Origin of the sequence: Nonomuraea rubra (genome assembly GCF_014207985.1) — a bacterium.
In the GTDB taxonomy this organism is placed as follows: domain Bacteria; phylum Actinomycetota; class Actinomycetes; order Streptosporangiales; family Streptosporangiaceae; genus Nonomuraea; species Nonomuraea rubra.
Window position 1 is genome coordinate 11,545,248 of record NZ_JACHMI010000001.1, and the last position, 20,040, is coordinate 11,565,287.

Consider the following 20,040-nt stretch of genomic DNA (forward strand, 5'->3'; position numbering starts at 1 on the left):
TGCACAAACTACGAAAAGTCGGATGCAGGAGAACAAGGCGGGCCTAAACGCGTACCAAACGCCCCGTCAAGAGCCATGCTCCGGGTTTCTACCCATCTCGCCGCCCATGCCCTTGCCTGGGAGGCCAGATTGCTTCAGCCGGTGGGGATCGCGAAGCCGTACGGGAGCTCCAGCCGGTGCCGGGCCAGCAGGTCGGCGTCGGCCAGCAGCTCGCGGGTGGGCCCGTCGGCGGCGATCACGCCGCCGGACAGGATGAGCGAGCGCTCGCACAGCTCCAGCGCGTACGGCAGGTCGTGCGTGACCATGAGCACCGTCACGTCGAGGGAGCGCAGCACCTCGGCCAGCTCCCTGCGGGCCGCCGGGTCGAGGTTGGAGGAGGGCTCGTCGAGCACCAGGATCTCGGGCGCCATGGCCAGCACCGTCGCCACCGCGACCCGGCGCCGCTGCCCGAACGACAGGTGGTGCGGCGGCCGGTCGGCGGCCTCCAGCATGCCCACCCGGTCCAGCGCGTCCTTGACCACCCGGTCCAGCTCCTCGCCGCGCAGGCCCGCGTTGGCGGGGCCGAAGGCCACGTCGTCGCGGACCGTGGGCATGAAGAGCTGGTCGTCGGGGTCCTGGAAGACCAGGCCGACGCGCTGCCTGACCTCCTTGAGCGTGTCCTTGCGCACCGGCGTGCCGGCCACGGTGACGCTGCCGTGCCCGGCGGTGAGAATGCCGTTGAGATGCATCACGAGCGTGGTCTTGCCGGCCCCGTTCGGGCCGAGCAGGGCCACGCGCTCGCCACGGCCGATCGTCAGGTCCACCCCGAACAGTGCCTGGGTGCCGTCCGGATAGGCGTAGGCGAGCTGCCGGACTTCGAGAGAGTTCACCACGTTAGTCCCCAGATGGCGAGGGCGACGGCGGGCAGGGCGAGGGCGGTCCCCCAGTGGGTGGCGGACGCTCGCAGCTCCTGGATGACCGGCATCTGCCCCGAGTAGCCGCGGCTGAGCATGGCGAGGTGCACGCGCTCGCCCCGCTCGTACGAGCGGATGAACAGCGCCCCGGCCGACCGCGCGATCACCGGGACGTGCCGGAGGTTACGCGCCTCGAACCCGCGCGACTCCCTGGCCACCCGCATCCGCCGCATCTCCTCCACGATCACGTCCAGGTACCTGAGCATGAACATGGCGATCTGCACCAGCAGGCTCGGCAGCCGCAGCCGCTGCGCCCCCAGCAGGATGGCCCGCGGCTCCGTGGTGGCCGCCAGCAGGATGGACGCCACCACGCCCAGCGAGGCCTTGGCCAGGATGTTCCAGGCCGCCCAGAGGCCGGGCACGCTCAGCGAGAGCCCCAGCATCTCGGTCCGCTCCCCCAGCCCGACGACCGGGATGAGGAACGCGAACAGCACGAACGGCACCTCGATCACCATGCGCCGCAGCACGTACGCCGCCGGCACCCTGGCCGCCACCGCGACGCCGCCCAGCAGGACGGCGTACGCGGCGAACGCCCAGAACCGCTCGCGCGGCGTGGCCACCACCACGAGCGCGAAGGCGAAGACCGCCAGCAGCTTGCACTGCGGCGGCAGCCGGTGCACGACCGACTCGCCCGGCAGGTAGAGCCGGTGGTGGTGCCCAGCGCCCACGAATCACACCCTGATCTTGTTACGGCTTCGCGCGACCCAGGCCACGGCCCCGGCGATGAGCAACACCAGACCGACGCCGATGATCCCGGCCACGCCGACGGGAATCCCGCCCACCTCACCGTAGTCGGCCAGCGCCCACTCCCCGAACAGGTGGTCGGCCGCCTGGTCGATGAAGCCCTTGTTCTCGGCCACCGCCTCCAGCCCGTCGGGCGAGGACGAGGCGAAGAAGGAGACGAGCCCGGCCAGCACCAGCGTCACGCCGACGCCGCCGAGCAGGAACGGCTTGAGCGCGCCGCCGATGGCCACCGGCCGCTCCTCGCCGGCGACCGTGGTCGTGCCCTCGGCGCCGCGCAGTTCCAGCGGCTTGGCCAGGCCGCGGGCGCCGTACACGAGGTCGGGCCGGACGGCCAGGACGGCGCCGACGGTCACCGCGGTGATCAGGCCCTCACCGATGCCGATCAGCAGGTGCACGCCGCCCATCGCGGCCGCCACCGTGCCGACCTCGATCGGCGCGGTGCCGCCGATCCAGAACAGCAGCGTGAACACCAGCGCCGAGGCAGGCACCGAGATCAGCGCGGCCAGGAACGCCGCCACCACGACCTTCCCCCTGGCCATGGACGTGACCAGCCGGAAGACGCCCCAGCCGACGAGCACCGTGACGATGCCCATGATCGTGATGTTGATGCCGAGCGCCGTCAGCCCCCCGTCGGCGAAGAACACGCCCTGCACCAGCAGGACCACGGCCATGCACAACACTCCTGTGTACGGCCCGACGAGTATCGCGGCCAGCGCGCCGCCCAGCAGGTGGCCGCTGGTGCCGGCGGCGACGGGGAAGTTGAGCATCTGCACGGCGAAGATGAACGCGGCGACGAGCCCGGCCATGGGCGCGGTGCGGTCGTCGAGCTCGCGCCGCGCCCCGCGCAGGCAGACCGCGACGCCGGCGGCCGCGACGACGCCGGCCGAGATGGATGTCACCGCGTTGAAGAAGCCATCGGGTACGTGCACGGCTGCCTCCAGGAAGAGGACGGTCTCCGAGAAGAGGACGGACAAACGGTCCTACTTTAGGACATCGTCTTGCACCTGCACATAGATGGCAATTACCGGAGAATTCTTCTGAGCAGGCTCGCCGCCGTCAGCCGCCGCACCACCGCGCTCAGCCGCCCCTTCCCCGAGGTCGTGTACGGCCGCACGGTCCTGAGCAGGGCCGCCCCCCACCACCGGCGTGGCCCCGCCACCGTATCCGTCTCGATCCTGAACCGCGCGGGCGGCCCGCCCAGATCGAGCTCCAGGTAGGCGTCCCAGGTGCCGGGCGTCAGCTTCCCGACCGCGGGCCTGGCCGTGAACCCGCCCCCGGGCAGCGCCACCACGCGCTCGGCCCGCTCGCGCCCGGTACGCCGCTCCCGCCACACGACCCGCTTGACCGCCGAGGTGGGCGGGGTGGTGCCGGCCACGGTGACCTCGCCGTCCATCAGCAGCCGGTGCCCGAGCGCCCAGCGCATCCTGATCAGCCGCACCGCGCCGGGCACCGCGACGACGTGACCGCCCACGTCGATGCTGAGGTTCCCGTTGTCCCTGGTGAAGTAGGGCAGGGCCACGACGCCGCCGATCATCCGGGGCCGCGGCCTGCCGATGCCGCTGTCGCGGTCGGCCCCGAGCCTGCCGAGCCGGATCACGCCCTCGATCTCGACCGCGACCCGCAGGTCCCAGACGCCGGAGTCGAGCGTGCCGGCGTCCACCCTGGCGGTGAACTCGCCGCCCTTCCGCTCGGCCGGCACCACCAGCTCCCTGTCGGGGTCGTGCCTGGCGCGCAGCACCACGGCCAGGCCGTCGTCCCTGGTGATCCCGGCGAGCCTGGCGGCGCCCGTCACCACCAGGTGCTCGCCCTCCCAGCGCAGCCCGGTCAGCCGGCGCCGCACGGTGGCGCTCTCGATGCGGGCCAGGCGCAGGAGGCGGTCGATGTCGTCCAGGGCGCCGGCCCGCTGCCGGTCGATGGTGTTGAGCCGCTCGTGGACGCCGGGGGTGTACCACTCCTCGCACAACGCGGCGACCTCGCGCGCGATGTCCTTGCGGCGCACGTCGTCGCTGTCCAGGAACACGGCCCCGAGCTGGGTGAAGATGTCGAGCCTGAAGTGCCTGCGCAGCAGGTGGTCGCGCAGCGGGCCGGGCTCGACGTGCCGGGCCATCAGCCGGATGGGCTCGCGGATCATGGCCAGCCAGGCCAGCGGGTCCCTGCTGCCGGGCTGCTGCATGATGCTGCTGCCGTCGGGCCTGGAGACGAGGTGGTAGCAGTCGTGGTCGGCCACCACGGAGATCGCCCGGGCGTGGCAGTAGGCGTGCACGGTGAAGAGGATGTCCTCCCCGACCAGCATGCCCTCGCCGAACCTGATGCGGTGGCGGACGAGCAGCTCCCTCCTGAACAGCTTGAAGCAGCTCAGGCTGTTGTAGACGTTGCTGTCGCCGAGCTGCACCCGGTCGGCGCCACGCGCGAACATCGACACGGGCGCCCGCCTGCCATGGCCGACGATCTTGCCGAGGACGATGTCGGTGTCGTTGCGGTCGGCGACGGCGACCATGCGTTCGAGCGCCTCGGGGCCGAGGTGGTCGTCGGCGTCGCAGAAGAAGACGTAGCGGCCGGTGGCGTGCTCGATGCCGACGTTGCGCGGCCGGCCCGCGCCGCCGCTGGCCTCGATGTGCACCACCTTGACGCTGCCCGGGTGGTAGCTGGCGTAGAGGTCGAGGAGCTCGCCGCTGCCGTCGGTGGAGCCGTCGTCCACGACGACGAGCTCCTTCTTCACGCGCTGGACGAGCGCGGAGGTGAGGCACCGGTCGAGGAAGGCCCGGCAGTTGTGAACGGGGATCACGACGCTGACGTCGACCGCGTCGTCCTCGTCGCCTGCCCCGCGCATCTCCACCACTCCACAGTCACGTAGCGCCGTCATCCCGTCTCAGTATGTGACGAGTGCGGGTGCCCGTGGGGGGCGATCGCGGCGTCTCGTTCTCACTGCTTTGGCGGCCTTGGAGATTCACGGCATTCCACCGATAAGCAGCGGGATCTCCGCCAAATACCTCATTCAACCGGCACCGAATGAGTTTCAGGGAGGAGGATTTCCTCCCCGGGAGAGGATTTATCTCCGCCGGGTTCATTACGCCACCACCGCGCACCTTCGGTGATCCCGGCCCCGGAGTTGCGCGTCTACAGTTAGGCAACCTTGACCGGGAGGTGGCGGGAAATGGGATCTGATCTCTGCAGCGGAACGGCCGACGGCTCGGCCGTGCACACTGCCGAGTTCATCGTCTCCTCGGCGCGGCTGACGGAGCTGCACGAGTGCTCCGCGGTGCTGCGCCGCACGAGGGCGCGGGCCGAAGAGATCGTGGACGAGGCTCGCGCGCTGCTGGCCGAGGCCGAGCGACATGGCGACACGAAACGCGCGTACCTGCTGCGCGACCAGCTCGAACAGGCACGCGAGAGGTACGGGCAGGTGCTAAGCGCGTACCTGTTGTTGTCCCGCAGGATCAGCGAGGAGCGGCAGGAGATCCTGCGGGCGCACATGGACCGGGATCGGCTGCAGGGGTTGTCAGGTGCTGCCTGACGGAGCTACCGTCAGGTCATGCCTGACTGGAAAGAGAACCTCCATTGCTCCTTCTGTCACAAGAAGAGCGGGGACGTGAGCAAGTTGATTGCCGGGCCCGGCGTACACATTTGTGACGAATGTGTCGGGCTGTGCGTAGAAATCCTCGAACAGGAACGGCTCGCCGCTTCCACCGAACCGCGCCTTCCCGCCTGGGAAACCATGACCGTCGAGCAAATTCTCGAACATCTCCCGAAAATCGCCGCCGTACAGGCACAGGTGGACGACAACCTACGCGACTGGGTGGCGCACCTCCGCTCCCGGGACGTCAGCTGGGAGCGCGTCGGCGCCGCCCTCGGCATGACTCGCCAGTCCGCGTGGGAACGTTTCAGGAGCGAAACCTGAGGCGTTGTGAACCTCTGTGGCATATGGGGCGTCCTAAACTCTAGGGAGGCCCGATCATGCACGTCCTGGACGACGTCGCGCCCGATCTCGAACGGCTCCGCCTTGAGCTGATCCTGATCCAGGCGCTGCACGAAGAGGCGGAGCGGCTGGCCGCCGACTGAACGGGCTCCAGCTCCCCGGGGCACACCACCGGGGAGCTGGAGCAGGGGGCCGGCGCCGCGATCAGCCGAGCTGACCCCTGATGGCGCCGGCCGGGAACCTCTTGTTGTGCACGTTGGCGTAGTAGAGGTGCGGCCACTTCACGATGCCGCGCAGCTCCCTGAAGGTGAGCGTGGTGGCGGCGTTCCTGGCGTTCTGGTGTCTGACCGCCTTGACGCAGCCGCGCGCGAAGCCCTTCGCGGGAGCCTTGAGCGTGACCACGATGGGGCCGGCCACACCCTTCCTGCCCCGATGGATGTGGGCCATGGTGGCGGGCCTGATCTTGCGGGCGGTGATGACGTAGCACAGCCGCCCGCGGCTCACCTCGTAGGCGAACACGCCGGAGCCGTTACGGTCGCCGGGACCGGGGACCTCCTGCTTGCCGTTCATCGCGACCCGCCGCGCGTTGGCGGCGGCGTCAGCCGAAGCGGGGAGCGCCACGAGGGTGGTGAGGGTGGCAGCGGCGGCCAGGCCGGCTGCTGCCAGTTGTCTGAGCATGGGATGGATTCCTCTCCCATCGGTCTTCAGGACACCCTTCCGCACGGTTGCGCGGGACGCCCGGTTCGCGGGGTAAGGGGAAAACCTCCCTCCGGTAAGAGGGCTTACTGGATGCCGGCGCGGCGGGGCGTAAGATCCGGAGCCATGCTGCGCTGCGCCGTGCTGGACGACTATCAGGATGTGGCCCTCGGCCTGGCCGACTGGTCCCGGGTGCGGGTGGAGAGCTTCCGCGAGCACTTCAGCCGCCAGGACGACCTCGTGGCCGCGATCCACGACTGCGAGATCGTCGTCGCCATGCGGGAGCGCACGCCGTTCCCGGCCGAGATGTTCGACCGGCTGCCGAACCTGCGCCTGCTCGTCACCACCGGCATGCGCAACGCCTCCATCGACATGGCGGCGGCGCGGGAGCACGGCGTCACCGTCTGCGGCACGGGCAGCATCGCCACGCCGCCGGTCGAGCTGACCTGGGCACTCATCCTCGGCCTGGCCCGCCACCTGGTGCCCGAGTCGGCGGCCATGCGCGCGGGCGGGCCCTGGCAGCACACGATCGGCACGGACCTGCACGGCCGCACGCTCGGGCTGGTCGGCCTGGGCAAGATCGGCCAGGGAGTGGCGGCGGTCGGGCGGGCGTTCGGCATGGACGTCGTGGCGTGGAGCGCGAACCTCACCGAGGAGCGGGCCGCGGCCGGCGGCGCCCGCCTGGCTCCCGACCTCGACGCGCTGCTGACCGGCTCCGACCTCGTCTCGATCCACGTCGTGCTCGGCGACCGGACGCGCGGGCTCATCGGCAAGCGGGAGCTGGCGCTGATGAAGCCCACCGCCTATCTCATCAACACCTCCCGGGCGGCGATCGTCGACCAGGACGCGCTGGCCGCGGCACTGCGGACGAGGCGGATAGCCGGGGCCGGGCTGGACGTGTTCGACCAGGAGCCGCTGCCCGAGGGGCACGAGTTCCGCACGCTGCCGAACGTGCTGGCCACGCCGCACCTCGGGTACGTGACGGAGCTGAACTACGGCACCTACTTCCGCGAGGCCGTCGAGGACATCGACGCCTTCATCGACGGTGCCCCGATCAGGGTCCTGTCACTCTGACCTGGTCCTGGCCCTGAACGCGGCCGTCTTCACCCGGCCCTGGCAGGCCGTGGAGCAGAACCGGCGGGTGCCGTTGCGCGAGACGTCCACGTAGACGCGGTCGCAGTGCGGCGCCGTGCAGACCCCCAGGCGGTCGTTGAACTCGCTGCCCAGCACGATCGCCAGCCCCGTGGCGCAGCTCGCCGCCCAGTCGCCCGCCGTGGTGCCGCCACGGCCGTGGAAGTGCAGGTGCCAGGGCTCGCCGTCGTGCCGTTCGAGCCTCGGCCTGGCGTGCGTCTCCTCCAGCAGCGCGTTCACCTCCGTCGCCGCGCTGTCGAGGTCGCCGGCGGCGACCGCGGTGAAGACCGTACGCAGCCGGGCGGCGACCCGCGCCAGCTCGGCCCCCTCGGCCTCGGTGACCTCGCGGTAGGAGGGGTAGACGGCGCGCAGGCCGGCGGAGGCGGCGGCACCGGCGTCCACCGGCGCGGGGAAGGGCCGCCCGCGCCGCTCGCCGGGGGTCAGCTCGTTGACGAGTGACACCGCCACCCTGATCACGATGTCCGTGTGACTGTTGTAGTCCAATTGACCGGTTACACCTTCATGTTCTAGGTTGTGACTGTCCAAATCTTAGATGACAGTTACAGGGGGCGTTCATGCTTACTCACGATGCCGCGCAGGCGTGGATCGCGCGCTGGGACCGCCAGCAGGAGGGCTACCTGCCCGACCGGGAGGCGCGCTTCACGGCCCTGATCGACGCGGTGGAGGCGCTGGGGCGGCCCGACCCCGTGGTGGTGGACCTGGGGTGCGGCCCCGGGTCGCTGTCCGCGCGGCTGCTGGAGCGGCTGCCCGGGGCCACGGTGGTCGCGGTGGACGCCGACCCGCTGCTGCTCGGCCTGGGGCGGGCGGCCTACCCGCAGCTCACGTTCGTCTCGGCGGACCTGCGGACGAGCGGGTGGACCGGGCTGCTCGGCCTGGACGGCCGGCCCGTGGACGCGGCCGTCAGCACGACCGCGCTGCACTGGATCTCCGGCCCCGAGCTGAAGTCCGTGTACGCGGAGCTGGCCACCGTACTGCGCCCCGGCGGCCTGCTGCTCAACGGCGACCACATGGACACCGAGGACACCACGCCCGCGCTCTCGCGGCTGGAGCACGAGGTGCACCGGCTCGAGACCGAGCGGGTGTTCGGCGCGAACCCGCCGGAGGACTGGCGGTCCTGGTGGGACGCGATCGAGGCCGACCCCGACCTCGCCGCGCTCAACGCCGCCAGGACGACGGCCGGCTCCTCCCACCGGGGCTCCGAGTCCCACCTGCTCTCCCACCACGTGACGGCCCTGCGTGAGGCCGGCTTCACGGAGATCGGCACGCTCTGGCAGCGCGGCAACAACCGCCTGCTGTGCGCCGTACGGGGCTGAGCCTCCGCACGGTTCTGGCCTCCGCCTGCCGGCTCGGACAGAATGGCTGCATGCCGAGCTTCGAACGGCTGACGATCGCGGAGGCCAGAACCCTCACTCGCGCCGAGCTCCTGCCACGCATCGAGGAGGAGCAGAAGTACTGGTACGACCGCATCCACACCTGTGCGATGCAGCCGGGGGACGAGCAGGCGTTCAAGACCTTCAACGACATCGTGCACATCGCCGCCGACCCGCACCGCGCCATCTCCGACACCGACGCCATCGCGGAGGGCAGGCCCTTCGACCGCGACTACTGGACGAAACCGCTCGGGGAGCTGGGCGAGCTGTAGCAGCCGCGCTCAGAGCTTCGTCATCGGGACGTCGGGAACGTCGAATCCCAACCCCAGCAACCTCATGACGACCTCCGGAATACCGAGGTTGAGCTGCGCCGCCCCGGCCACCACGTTCCAGATCGGCACGGGCTCCTCCTGATCCAGCCACCAGCCGCACTCGCTGATCTGGCGGGAGTGCATCGCGTCCGCGGCGGGGAGCAGGGCGAGCTCACGGCTCATGAGCACGAGATCGTCACCGCTGATCGACTGTCCGGGCAGAGCCGGCACGGTGAACCCGAGCTCCCGCAGGCGTTGGGCGATCGCCTCGCGCGGCCGTCCCAGTCGTTGCGCGGTGGTGACCAGGTGTCCCAGCGGCACGACGGAGTCGCCCAGCCAGGGCCATTCGCCCGTGAGATCCCGGCTGGTGATCAGCCGGTCCCCGGACCTGGGCTTGCCCAGATCCAGCGAGGCGGGCGAGACCAGGTACCCGAGCTGCGCGAGCCGCCGCCCGGCCTGGCCGATCGAACCGCCCAGCTTCTCGGCCGCGGCCACCAGATGGCCGAGTGGCACAGGAACGGGCCGACCGCTCTCATCCCACTGACGCAGGGAGTAAGGGGACTCGGCCATGAGATCACGCATGACGAGCAAGTGATCGTTCGGCTGGGTCTCGCCCGCGTCACACAGCGCTTCTGGCACCTCGAAGCCCAACCGGGAAAGGCGTCCTGCCAGCTCGCCAACCGGGCGGTGCACCTTTCGCGCGATGTCGATCACGTCCGTGGACCGCAGCCGCTCCTCCATCACCCGCCATGGCGGCTCGCCGTTGAGCCATGCGCTCACGATGACGAGATCGCGACGGTCCGCCTCGCCGATCGTGTCCGGCACCTGGAACCCGAGAGCGGTCAACCGCTCGGCCACGCCTTCGATGCTGTGCCCGAGCCGTTCCGCAGCGAACAGCACGTGTCCGATCGGGACAGCCCGCGTGCCGGAGATCATCGGGGCACAACCATCCAGATTGCGGCTCATCAATACCTGGTGCTGCGGCTCCACCTGGCCTCTCTTCCGCAGGTCGTCCGGCACGACGTAACCGAACTCCGTCAGGCGCTGCGCAACAACCGCCACCTCCCGCCTCAGTTGGGCAGCGGCGGCCAGCACGTGTCCCGCGGCCACCGGTTCGGGACGGCCGAGGCCGTCGTATGGCCGTAGCCAGGGGAGGGTGCCGTCGAGGTCCTGACTGACGATGATGCGGTCGGCGGGTTCGGCGGCTCCGAGCCTGCTCAAGGGGGCGGGCACGGCGAATCCCAGCGCCGTCAACCGATCAGCCACCACTCTGATGGGCTGGCCGAACTGAGCCGCCGCCGCCACCACATGCCCGATTGCGACGGGAAGCAGGCGGCCAGCCTCGTCATGTGCGCGAATCCACAGGCGCACCCCGTTCAGGTTGGTGCTGAGCAGCATCAGGTCGGTCGGTTCAGGATCGCCCACCTCGAGCAGCGCCGAGGGGACCTGGAAGCCCAGCGCCTGAAGACGCCGGGCCATGTCGCCGATCGTGTATCCCGTCCGTATCGCCACCGACACGATGTGGTGGGCGGGGACGGGGTCGTCCACAGGCAGCCAACTGTGCCTGCGACCTCGGACGGTGTTCAGACTCATCGGGTGCGTGTCGAGGAGGATGGCATCGGAAGGACGCGCGCGCTCGCCTGCGGCGGGGCGATCGGAACTCAGGCTCGCCAGGCGCCACTCCATCAGGTGATCGGTCAGCGGCTCCGCTCCACGTCTTTCCCGCCGGTTCGCCAGCCGCTGCGTGAAATAGTCCCCGCGACGGTAGGAGTCGACGGGCCGCACAAGATGGCGATCAGGGCTCAGCAGGCCGGCCTTGCGGAAGTCCAGGCTTCTTCCGTTGAGCGACAGAGGCCGCTCCTCCGCCATCACGGTCTCGAAGATCAGATCGGCGACGACCGGCTGATTCTCCACGAACTCGCAAAGCCAGTCGAAGCTCGCCAGAGGCCCGTCCGGCTCCGAGAAGACGTGTACCGCGTCCGACAGGACCTGCGTGACGATCTTCATGTTCCGCGGGGAGTTGAGCAGAAATTTCCGGTCGACGGACAGCTCCGGCATGTTCTCGCCCGTCAGGTTGACGATCACCCCGAAGCTCATGCTCTGGGTTTTCAGCCCGTCGGCCAGCTCGGCCCCCTGACCATCGCACCACCAGACGGGCATCCCGGGCACGGGATGGCGATTGCCCTTGAAGTGCCGCTCCTGCAACACGTTCGGAAGCCAGACCTCCACGTTGACACTGTCCACGGCTTCGACTCGGAACTCGGAAAACCAGAGGATGAGGCGCAACGTGTCCGTACAGGAAACCGGGCTCTTGTCCCCCGCGGTGCGCAGATGCAGCCGCACGACCGTACCGGCGTCCGTCCCCGGCCCTTGGTCCTGGATGTGGAACAACGTCCCCGGCCCTGCGATGGACACCCGCAACCGCCGCCCCGGCGTGCCGTCCCTGCCGAGCCGGCACGTCGTCACCGTGATCTCGTCCGCCAGCATGAAGTAGCTGAGCACCCCGATGCCGAATTGGCTGTTCGGATAGAGCTTCACCGGCGGATCCAGCGCCTCCCACTCCGCCTGCTCCTCCAGGAACTCCGGCAGCTCCGCGAACCGGGCGCCGGCCTGCGCGAAGACGTCACGCAGTTCCCTGACCCCCATGCCGATGCCGTTGTCCGCGCAGTCGATGTACGGCCGTCCCTGGTCGTCGATCCCCTGCGTGAACCGGATGTGTCCCTCCCATGCGGGCAGTTCGGCACCCGTACGCCGCAGGTATTCGGTGCGGGCCTTGCGATACCGGCAGGCGTCGAGCGCGTTCTGGTAGATCTCCCTGATGGCGAGATCCTCGTCGCCGTAGAGCTGCTCGCCCATCAGCAGCTCCTGCACGCGCTCCTCGTCGAGCACGAACCGGATGCCGGCCGACGTGTACGCCGTGCCACCGTCGTTCTCCGCGGCCCGTACCTGGTCCGCGTCCGCGTGCCCGGGAAGCCCGGCGAGCGGCGCGAGCGACGGGTCCTCGGACGTCCTGATGTCCGTGAGCAGCCGATCCACGTTGCCCACATGGTCGCGCAGTGCCACTTCCACGGCCGGATGCGAGCACGCCGCCCTGAGCACCCGGCCGGCGCCCCGCGGCTCCCAGCGGGCCTCGTCGATCGAGCGGAGCACGTCCACCGGGACCACGGGCTTCGCGATGCCGACATGATCGACGATCACGCTGCTCAGGCGCGTGGTCTCGATCGCCATGCGGTGGGCCACGATCACCAGATGGCCGACCATCCGCTCGCGTAGCTCCTGCTCCCCGAGCAGGCCGGGCGCGATGACGACGGAGGCGGACAGCCCCTTGGGCCGGTCGGTCCGCGCGATGAATCCGGCGTCGGCGTACAGCAGCCGCATCATCTCGCTCAGCCGCCCGGGTTCCAGTACCTCCCCGAACAGTCTTCCCGTGCTCCCCTGCCCCGCGAGCAGGGCGCCGATGGCCTGCGGATCGTAGGCGCCGGCCCGGCCGGTGATCCACCTGTGCAGCAGCCACCAGCCGATCTCCGCGCCGGTCCGCTGGCCCGCGGCCAGCCCGCGTCGTAGCAGTCGTGGATGTTTGCGCACGTACGCCTCGAACGCCTCGCGCTCCGGTGTGGGCATGGTGACGGCGGCCAGTCCGGCTGGGCGGACCACGCTCGCGGCAGCGGCCGTGCCCGCCCAGTAGGCGTCGTGGATGAAGGGCAGGGCGACCACGAGCGCCGCCTCGGCCGGGGAGAGCCGCAGGTCGTTCAGGAGCGATCCGAGCAGGAAACTCGTCCGCTCCGCCATGCGCAGCGCCAGCCGGGGATCGTCCCAGGGGTCGGCTGCCAGCTTCGCGCGGGCCGCTCGCCGTTTGGCGGACAGAGCGCGGACGAGGGATATCACGTCGTCACGCAGCCGCTCGGCGCCGGGAACCTCGCGGGTCTTCTGCCATGCCACGTGCCCGGCGGCGGCCTCGGTCCAGCCGTCGGACGTCCCGGCGGCCACGTGCACACCGGGCAGCACGACGAAGCCGTCGTGATCGGCCTCGCCGCGCAGCCGGATCTGCTGCTGGGGCTGGCCGTGCTCGGCGACCAGTGCCGCCATGTGCCGGGCCACCGCGTTCTTCAGCTCAGACAGCGTGGTGGGGCAGCCGGCATCGGCGATCGCGCGCTCAAGCGCGCGGGCGAACACACTGAACGGCCTGATCTCCGGCTTTGCGCGGACATACCTGGACACCTCGCCGGGAGAACACGGAAACAGCCAGGCGACGTTCCGCCGCGCGGCTCCGGAAACCCTCCTCTGCGACCACGCGGTCCGCGAGACGCCCGATTTGACGTTCTCGTGGTATCCCTCCCGGCAGGCGTCCACCAGAAAGAGCACCCCGGCCGCCGGGCTGCTCTCGATGACGGTCTCCCACGCGGTCAGCGGCACCGCGACGTCGGCCAGCCGCAGCCACTGCAGATCCGCGTCCGTCGGCAACAGGTAGTCGACGTTGTCGTTGTGCGCACCATGGCCGCTCAGATAGACGAGCAGGGTGTCATCGGGGCGCGCGGCCGCGAGGAAACGGCTGACCTCCGTGAACACCCGCGTCCGCCCGACGCGTCCGCCGCCGTCCACCACGTCGACCGCACAGCCGCGCGTCTCCAACGCCACGGCCACGTCGACCAGGTCATCGGTGACGAAAGGCAGGTCCTCGATACCCGGGTCGTCGTATTCGGCCACACCTAACAGCAGCGCACGGAACTGACCCACGCTCTTCCCTCAAACGGATGGCCGACGGGATTCGGCGGACATCTTATTCCCCATTTCCCGGCCATGCCCGCGCCTTCACAGCATTCGGGTCATGAAAGGCCGCCCGCTCATCCGGCCTTGACCAGCAGCCGCCGCGGCCGGTAGGCGAACGCGTCGTCGTTCCACCGCACCGCCGCCAGGTCCTCCTGCGCGCGCAACCCCGGCAGCCGGGTCACCAGCGCGCGGAACGCCTCCTGCAGCTCCATCCTGGCGAGGTTCGCGCCGAGGCAGTAGTGCGGGCCGTGCCCGAAGGACAGGTGCGGGTGGGACGGATCACCGGCGAACCGGCCGACGTCGAACGTCATCGGGTCCCCGAACACCGACGGGTCGTGGTTGGCCGCCGACAGGTTGGGCAGCACGACCGTGCCCGCGGGGATGGTCCCGCCGGACACCTCGACGTCCTCGGTGATCCTGCGCAGCATGCCGGGGCCTCCCGGCCCCTCGTGCCGCAGGATCTCCTCGACCGCCGGCTCCACCAGCTCGGGGTGCGCCACGAGCCGGGCGTACTGGCCGGGATGGCACAGCAGCCGGAAGGTGCCCCGGATGACCATGGAGGCGGTGGTCTCGTGCCCGGCGAGGATCAGCGTGAAGACCATGTTGGTCAGCTCGTCCTCGCTGAGCCGGTCGTCCTCGTCCCGCGCCTCGACGAGCACGTCGATCAGGTCGTCCCCCGGCTCGTCCCGGTGCCGCGCGATCAGCTCGGCCGCGTAGGCCATGAACGCGGTGTACGCCTCGGCCCTCGCTTCGGCGCCGGCGGTCGAGGTGGACAGGAACAGCTCGGTCCAGCCACGGAACTGCTCGAACCGGTCCATCGGCACGCCGAGCAGCTCGCAGATCACCCGCGCGGGCAGCAGCAGCGCGAAGTCCGCGGCCAGGTCGAACTCCTCGCCCGCCGCGTCGAGCAGCTCGCCGGCGATCGCCGCGACGCGGGGCCGCCAGCGCTCGATCCGCCTGGGGGTGAACGTGCCGTGCATGATGCGGCGGTAGCGGGTGTGCTCCGGCGGGTCCTGGTTGTTCAGCGCCGCCGGGTCGTCGTCCAGGAACGTGCCGCTGACCATCCTGGGCAGACCGGGCTCGCGCAGGTTCCGGCTGCTGGCGGGGGAGGACAGCAGGCCCCGTACGTCCGCGTACCGGACGATCATGGGGATGCGGTCGCCGCTCGGCATCGTGGCCGCCTCCATCGGCGCCTCGGCGAGCCTGCGGGCCAGGTCGGGAGAGGGGGTGCCGTACGGGCCCGGGGGCAGATCGGGCCAGGCTCCCTTGCTGCTGGGCTGCTCGGTCATCGCGGCCTCCTCCGTCCCAACGTACGCAAGCGCCGGGGGCGGTCAAGGCCGCTCCGGAAAACATGACACACCCTGTCGGCTTTTCGCTCTAGCGTCTCCGGCATGAGTGACTTGAAGGGCAAGGTCGCCCTCGTGACCGGGGGCACGCGGGGCGCGGGCCGGGGCATCGCCGTCGAGCTGGGCGCCGCCGGAGCCACCGTGTACGTGACCGGCCGCACCACCGGCGGCAGCCGATCCGAGTACAACCGTCCCGAGACCATCGAGGAGACGGCCGCGCTGGTGACCGAGGCGGGCGGCGAGGGCATCGCCGTCCAGGTGGACCATCTGGAACGCGAGCAGGTCAAGGCCCTCGTGGACCGCATCGGACGCGACCACGGCCGCCTGGACGTGCTCGTCAACGACATCTGGGGCGGTGAACTGCTGGCCCAGTGGGAGAAGCCGCTGTGGGAGCACGACCTCGACGCCGGGCTGCGCCTGCTCAGGCTGGCCATCGACACGCACATCATCACCAGCCACTACGCGCTGCCGCTGCTGATCAAGCGCCCGGGCGGCCTCGTGGTGGAGATGACCGACGGGACCAAGGAGTACAACGACGACAACTACCGCGTCTCATTCTTCTACGACCACGCCAAGAGCGCCGTGATCAGGCTCGGCTTCGCGCAGGCCCAGGAGCTGCGGACGTACGGGTGCGCGGCCGTGACCCTGACGCCCGGCTGGCTCAGATCCGAGATGATGCTGGAGCACTACGGGGTGACCGAGGCCAACTGGCGCGACGCCACCGCCCGAGAGCCGCACTTCGTGATCTCCGAGACGCCCCGCTACGTCGGCCGCGCGGTCGCCGCCCTGGCCGCGGACGCCGAGGTGATGCGCTGGAGCGGACGGTCGCTGTCCAGCGGGCAACTCGCCCGCGAGTACGGCTTCACGGACGTGGACGGCTCACAGCCCGACTGCTGGCGTTACCTGGTGGAGGTCCAGGACCCGGGCAAGCCCGCGGACACGACCGGCTACCGCTGACCTCACGACGGCTCGCAGACCAGCGGATACTCCGTGGCCGAGGGCTCAGGGCATCTCGGCCACCTTCTGCGGCCTGGCCGGGGTGCCGTCGGCCGCGCAGGCGCCCGGCTGGTTCCGGTTCAGCGCCGCGCAGTCGTTCACGGTGGCCTCGGGCACGGGACGATGAGGTCCGAAATCCGCTTCAGGCCGCGCCTCGCCAGGCGCTATACCTGGGAGCACGCACCACGACGTCCACCTGCCGAGGAGACCCCTTCCATGACCGCCGCCGGCAAGGCCGACCTGCTCCGTTCGCTGCAAACCGATTCGGTACTGCTCCTGCCCAACGCCTGGGACGCCGCCAGCGCCGCCGTGATCGCCGCAGCCGGAGCCCCCGCGATCGCCACCACCAGCGCCGGCGTGTCCTGGAGCCGGGGACGCCAGGACGGCCACGGCCTCGGCCGAGCCGACGCGATCGACGCCGTCGCCCGCATCGCGGCCGTGGTCGACGTCCCGGTCACCGCCGACGTCGAGGGCGGCTACGACGACCTCACGGCCACCGTCACCGACGTGATCGCCGCCGGCGCGGTCGGCGTCAACCTGGAGGACTCCCGCGCCGCCGGCGGCCCGCTCTACCCGGTCGAGGAGCAGGCGGCCCGCATCCGGCAGGCCCGCACCGCCGCGACCCGGGCAGGACTGCCCGGGCTGGTGCTCAACGCCCGCACCGACGTCATCCTGTTCGGTCTCGGCGACCTCGACGAGGTCATCGCCCGCACGCTCGCCTACGCCGAGGCCGGCGCCGACAGCATCTTCGTCCCCGGCCTGCTCGACCTGACCGCGCTCCGCACGCTCAGCGACGCCTCCCCCCTCCCGGTCAACGCCATGGCCATGCCCGGCGGCCCGGACGTGGCCGCACTCACCGCAGCGGGCGTCCGCAGGATCAGCCTCGGCTCGGCCGTCGCCCAGGCCGCCTACACCACGGCCCGCCAGGTCACCCTCGAACTCCTCGGCAAGGGCACCCTGACCTCCCTCGACGGCACCCTCGACTACGGCGAGCTCAACGGCTTCCTGGCACCTTGACCGTGAGCGAAGATCGCACGAGTCATCACGAACCGTCGGCTCGCCCGAGGCCCGGTCGGAGTCCCTGCCCGGCGCCACCGTGACCCCGGGCGACTAGCGAGCCCCTGCCCGGAAGCCGCATCTGTGCGTGAGAGGATCGCACCGTGTCACGCCTGCTGATCGTGCATCACACCGCCTCGCCGACGCTGCAGGAACTCTTCGAGTCGGTACGACAGGGCGCCACCACGGACGAGATCGAGGGCGTCGACGTGGTCACCCGTGCCGCGCTCCGCGCCACCGCCGTCGACCTGTTCGAGGCCGACGGCGTCATCCTCGGCACCCCGGCCAACCTCGGCTATATGAGCGGAGCCCTCAAGCACTTCTTCGACACCGTCTACTACCCGTGCCTGGAGGAGACCCGGCGCCTGCCGTACGGGCTGTACGTGCACGGCAACAACGACACGACGGGCGCGATCCGCGCGGTGGAGTCGATCACCACCGGCCTGGGCTGGCAGCGCGCCCACCCACCGGTGACGGTGACGGGGGCACCGGGCAAGGACGACCTGGCGGCCTGCTGGGAACTCGGCGCCACGCTCGCCGCGACGATCAGCCCCGGCTGAGGCGCGGTCACGGGCTGCCGATCGACGGCGACCAGCGCGTCCACGAGCGGCGTGAACCCACCGGCCGCACCTGGATGAGCACGTGATCGGTCTCCTCACTGCGGCCGACCACGATCCCAGCAGGCTCCGTCACTGAGCCGCTTCCTCGTCGGGCTCCGCCAACGGCACGAACCCGCCGCGCACCCCTCCGGTCCCGGCCACCGTCACCCAGTCCTGCGCCTGCTCCCGCGACCCCACCACCGCCACAACGGCACCACCGGCCCGATCCACCGCCCTCAACCAGGTGAATCGCTCCTCCACCCGATCCGGAGAGACGAGTCCGTCGACGAGGAACCCGGCCTCACCCGGCCCGTCCACAACGGAGACGGCAAGACCCGCGACCAGCTGCCAGCCAGGGCACACCGACGGCTCGCCCGAGCCAAGCTCGAACACCGGAAGCTGCTCGACGGGCTCGGCCGAGACGAGAACCAGCGTCGGCCGGGAGCCGTTGAGGTGGAACGCGTTCTCGCGGGAGATCAGGGAGGGCATCCGGCGAGTATGGCACTCCATCGCCGTGAACGAAGGCGATCCCCGGCAGGGTCTCCCCCTCGGGAAGCGAGAAGTACCTGCCCGTCATGCTCAGACAAGCCCTCCTTCAGAACGGCGGATCATCGCTGCATCCCCGCGCCGTCGACGCCGGGACCGGCGGCTCCTCGAAGCACCACTCGATGTTGTGCAGCACCCACGGGCCGGTCTCCGCTCTCTGCAGCCGGCGCAGCACGGGATGAAGCCCGGTCAGGCCGAACTGGCGGACGACGACGACGCCGTGTGAGCGGAGCACCGGGTCGTCCTCGTCCAGCAGCCCACCGGCCACCTCGACGAGGACGTCCCGCTGGAGGTCCTCACGGCTGCACTCCCAAGGCTTCCAGGCCAGCCGGTACGCCGCCCGCCGACGCCGTTCGAGATCAGGGCACCTCACTTCCGGCAGCACATCGGCGAAGGCGAGCCTGCCCAGAATCCCGAGCGCCTCCAGATCCGGTGGCACGTAAGACCTGGCGTACCGCGCGATGTCGTCCGCGATCGCCTCGGCGTCGTCCAGCGGACGCCCGTGCCGGTGCCGTTGCCATCGCAGCAGGTCCCACACCACGGCACGCACAGTCGGATGCGCGTCGCCGACCATGGCGTCGGTCAACGCCGTCCAGCCACCTTCACTGACGACCGGCAACTGCAGCAACGACTCCCCGGCCCGAGCCCGGCGCTCCGGCGACGGCTCACCGGCGAGCACGGCGACCAGCTCCGCCTCCTGCAGCGGCAGCCGCTCACCGAACCAGCCGACGTCGTAACCGGCGACCGCCTCGTCCAGCCACCGCTCGTACCAGGCCAGGAAGTCGGCGTCCTCGACGACGTACGGGCCGAGCGGTCCTTCATGGTCGAGATTGAACACCCGGCCCCGCGCCGGCCCCGTCACGGTCAGCCGGCTGACGAGAGAACAGCCGTGATCGGCGATCCCCAGCGTGCCGCGAAGGAACACACGATCCGGCCCCGGCGGATCCTCGTACCGCTCTTCCCAATCGTCGAGGTAACGCGGTCCGGGCACGTACGGACTGGGCCGAGCCAGATGTCCCGACCGGCGACGCTCGCAACATGAGGTGTCGAGCCGGCGCAACCCGCACCCCGGACCGGCGCCGCCGTCGCCCAACTCGGTGACGAACAACCTGTACCCCGCAGGCAGCGCCACCTCGTGCCGCTCCTCGTACTCGGCCACCACAGCTTCGGACAGCGGCGGCCCGAGCTCGAACCCATGCGCTTCCACCCCGAAGGCACTCGGCAGCACGGGCATGGCGCGCACCGCGGCGAGCTTGCCGGCGATCCGGCACAACCTGGCATGATCCGCATCAGGCATCCGCTCAGTGTACGAACAGCAGCCGGCCGCACGATGCCGGATGGGTGTAGACGCCCACGGCTTCGACCACCCCTGCCTACGCTGCCCCTGTCACCTCTTCTCCGCCATCGCGAGCTGCGGTGATGTCTCCGGCACAGGAGGGAACGCGCACAACGATGAAACGGATGCTGACCGCCCTCCTGCTGCCGGCGCTGGCCTGCACGACCTCGTCCGCGTGTGCCCCGCTGACGCCCACCGCCGTCCCGGCGCCTCCGTCGTAACCGATCACGTAGTAGTCGATCATAGGGTGGC

The 20,040-nt window shown here is 70.5% G+C and carries 20 protein-coding genes; 8 read left to right on the plus strand and 12 right to left on the minus strand.

From position 1 onward, the window contains the following. Positions 1 to 134 precede the first annotated feature (134 nt). Genes HD593_RS52745 through HD593_RS52760 form a run of 4 tightly spaced genes read right to left on the minus strand, consistent with a single transcriptional unit; the run spans position 135 to position 4,560 of the window. A complete protein-coding gene (locus tag HD593_RS52745; RefSeq protein WP_379478757.1) occupies positions 135 to 872 on the minus strand; it encodes an energy-coupling factor ABC transporter ATP-binding protein in 738 nt (245 codons plus the stop codon). After that, positions 866 to 1,621 carry a cobalt ECF transporter T component CbiQ gene (gene cbiQ / locus HD593_RS52750; RefSeq protein ID WP_185110373.1) on the minus strand — a complete coding sequence of 252 codons (756 nt, stop codon included), beginning with the start codon at positions 1,619 to 1,621 and terminating at the stop codon, positions 866 to 868. The genes HD593_RS52745 and cbiQ overlap by 7 nt, the downstream gene beginning before the upstream one ends. Before the next feature lie 3 nt (positions 1,622 to 1,624). Further along, positions 1,625 to 2,671, minus strand: coding sequence for an energy-coupling factor ABC transporter permease (locus HD593_RS52755; RefSeq protein ID WP_246547216.1), 1,047 nt, complete (start codon positions 2,669 to 2,671; stop codon positions 1,625 to 1,627). A 47-nt stretch (positions 2,672 to 2,718) separates the two neighbouring features. Next, positions 2,719 to 4,560 carry a glycosyltransferase family 2 protein gene (locus HD593_RS52760; protein ID WP_185110374.1) on the minus strand — a complete coding sequence of 614 codons (1,842 nt, stop codon included), beginning with the start codon at positions 4,558 to 4,560 and terminating at the stop codon, positions 2,719 to 2,721. Between the two features lie 291 nt (positions 4,561 to 4,851). On the opposite strand from HD593_RS52760, the gene HD593_RS52765 reads away from it, so the two are divergent. Together HD593_RS52765 and HD593_RS65450 are read left to right on the plus strand one after the other, a co-directional pair. After that, positions 4,852 to 5,211, plus strand: a complete 360-nt coding sequence (locus tag HD593_RS52765; RefSeq protein ID WP_185110375.1) for a hypothetical protein — start codon at positions 4,852 to 4,854, stop codon at positions 5,209 to 5,211. Positions 5,212 to 5,229: 18 nt separating this feature from the next. Continuing rightward, positions 5,230 to 5,595, plus strand: a complete 366-nt coding sequence (locus HD593_RS65450) for a ClpX C4-type zinc finger protein (RefSeq protein ID WP_185110376.1) — start codon at positions 5,230 to 5,232, stop codon at positions 5,593 to 5,595. A gap of 222 nt (positions 5,596 to 5,817) precedes the next feature. On the opposite strand, the gene HD593_RS52775 is transcribed toward HD593_RS65450, so the two are convergent. Beyond that, positions 5,818 to 6,291, minus strand: a complete 474-nt coding sequence (locus HD593_RS52775; RefSeq protein ID WP_185110377.1) for a CHRD domain-containing protein — start codon at positions 6,289 to 6,291, stop codon at positions 5,818 to 5,820. Positions 6,292 to 6,435: 144 nt separating this feature from the next. On the opposite strand from HD593_RS52775, the gene HD593_RS52780 reads away from it, so the two are divergent. Beyond that, positions 6,436 to 7,383 (plus strand): D-2-hydroxyacid dehydrogenase family protein, encoded by a 948-nt coding sequence (locus HD593_RS52780; protein ID WP_185110378.1) that lies wholly within the window; start codon positions 6,436 to 6,438, stop codon positions 7,381 to 7,383. Here the strand turns inward: HD593_RS52780 and HD593_RS52785 are convergent. Then, complete coding sequence (locus HD593_RS52785) at positions 7,375 to 7,944, minus strand: CGNR zinc finger domain-containing protein (RefSeq protein ID WP_185110379.1); 570 nt, start codon at positions 7,942 to 7,944, stop codon at positions 7,375 to 7,377. The genes HD593_RS52780 and HD593_RS52785 overlap by 9 nt on opposite strands. Before the next feature lie 71 nt (positions 7,945 to 8,015). Between HD593_RS52785 and HD593_RS52790 the strand changes: the two genes are divergently transcribed. Continuing rightward, positions 8,016 to 8,774: a class I SAM-dependent methyltransferase gene (locus HD593_RS52790; protein WP_185110380.1), complete on the plus strand. Its 759-nt coding sequence runs from the start codon at positions 8,016 to 8,018 to the stop codon at positions 8,772 to 8,774. Positions 8,775 to 8,824: 50 nt separating this feature from the next. Further along, on the plus strand, positions 8,825 to 9,103 hold the full coding sequence (locus HD593_RS52795) for a hypothetical protein (RefSeq protein WP_185110381.1): 279 nt from the start codon (positions 8,825 to 8,827) through the stop codon (positions 9,101 to 9,103). Between the two features lie 9 nt (positions 9,104 to 9,112). On the opposite strand, the gene HD593_RS52800 is transcribed toward HD593_RS52795, so the two are convergent. Together HD593_RS52800 and HD593_RS52805 are read right to left on the minus strand one after the other, a co-directional pair. Further along, positions 9,113 to 13,876, minus strand: coding sequence for a wHTH domain-containing protein (locus HD593_RS52800; protein WP_185110382.1), 4,764 nt, complete (start codon positions 13,874 to 13,876; stop codon positions 9,113 to 9,115). A 107-nt stretch (positions 13,877 to 13,983) separates the two neighbouring features. Continuing rightward, on the minus strand, positions 13,984 to 15,198 hold the full coding sequence (locus tag HD593_RS52805) for a cytochrome P450 (RefSeq protein ID WP_185110383.1): 1,215 nt from the start codon (positions 15,196 to 15,198) through the stop codon (positions 13,984 to 13,986). A gap of 102 nt (positions 15,199 to 15,300) precedes the next feature. Between HD593_RS52805 and HD593_RS52810 the strand changes: the two genes are divergently transcribed. From HD593_RS52810 to HD593_RS52820, 3 genes are all read left to right on the plus strand, one after another. Further along, positions 15,301 to 16,212 carry an SDR family oxidoreductase gene (locus tag HD593_RS52810; RefSeq protein ID WP_185110384.1) on the plus strand — a complete coding sequence of 304 codons (912 nt, stop codon included), beginning with the start codon at positions 15,301 to 15,303 and terminating at the stop codon, positions 16,210 to 16,212. 255 nt (positions 16,213 to 16,467) lie between these two features. Next, the gene (locus HD593_RS52815; RefSeq protein WP_185110385.1) at positions 16,468 to 17,268 is read left to right on the plus strand and encodes an isocitrate lyase/PEP mutase family protein; all 801 of its coding nucleotides are present in this window, start codon (positions 16,468 to 16,470) and stop codon (positions 17,266 to 17,268) included. Between the two features lie 143 nt (positions 17,269 to 17,411). After that, complete coding sequence (locus tag HD593_RS52820; RefSeq protein ID WP_185110386.1) at positions 17,412 to 17,867, plus strand: flavodoxin family protein; 456 nt, start codon at positions 17,412 to 17,414, stop codon at positions 17,865 to 17,867. A gap of 7 nt (positions 17,868 to 17,874) precedes the next feature. Here the strand turns inward: HD593_RS52820 and HD593_RS64090 are convergent, their stop codons facing one another. The 4 genes from HD593_RS64090 to HD593_RS52835 all read right to left on the minus strand — a co-directional run bounded on the left by HD593_RS64090 (position 17,875) and on the right by HD593_RS52835 (position 20,032). Then, entirely contained in the window at positions 17,875 to 18,000 is a 126-nt protein-coding gene (locus tag HD593_RS64090) for a hypothetical protein (protein WP_281402522.1), read from the minus strand. Further along, positions 17,997 to 18,395: a hypothetical protein gene (locus tag HD593_RS52825; protein ID WP_185110387.1), complete on the minus strand. Its 399-nt coding sequence runs from the start codon at positions 18,393 to 18,395 to the stop codon at positions 17,997 to 17,999. Before HD593_RS52825 ends, HD593_RS64090 begins: the two co-directional genes overlap by 4 nt. 106 nt (positions 18,396 to 18,501) lie before the next feature. Further along, positions 18,502 to 19,749 carry a hypothetical protein gene (locus HD593_RS52830; protein ID WP_185110388.1) on the minus strand — a complete coding sequence of 416 codons (1,248 nt, stop codon included), beginning with the start codon at positions 19,747 to 19,749 and terminating at the stop codon, positions 18,502 to 18,504. 76 nt (positions 19,750 to 19,825) lie between these two features. Continuing rightward, a complete protein-coding gene (locus tag HD593_RS52835; RefSeq protein WP_185110389.1) occupies positions 19,826 to 20,032 on the minus strand; it encodes a hypothetical protein in 207 nt (68 codons plus the stop codon). Between the last annotated feature and the right edge of the window lie 8 nt (positions 20,033 to 20,040).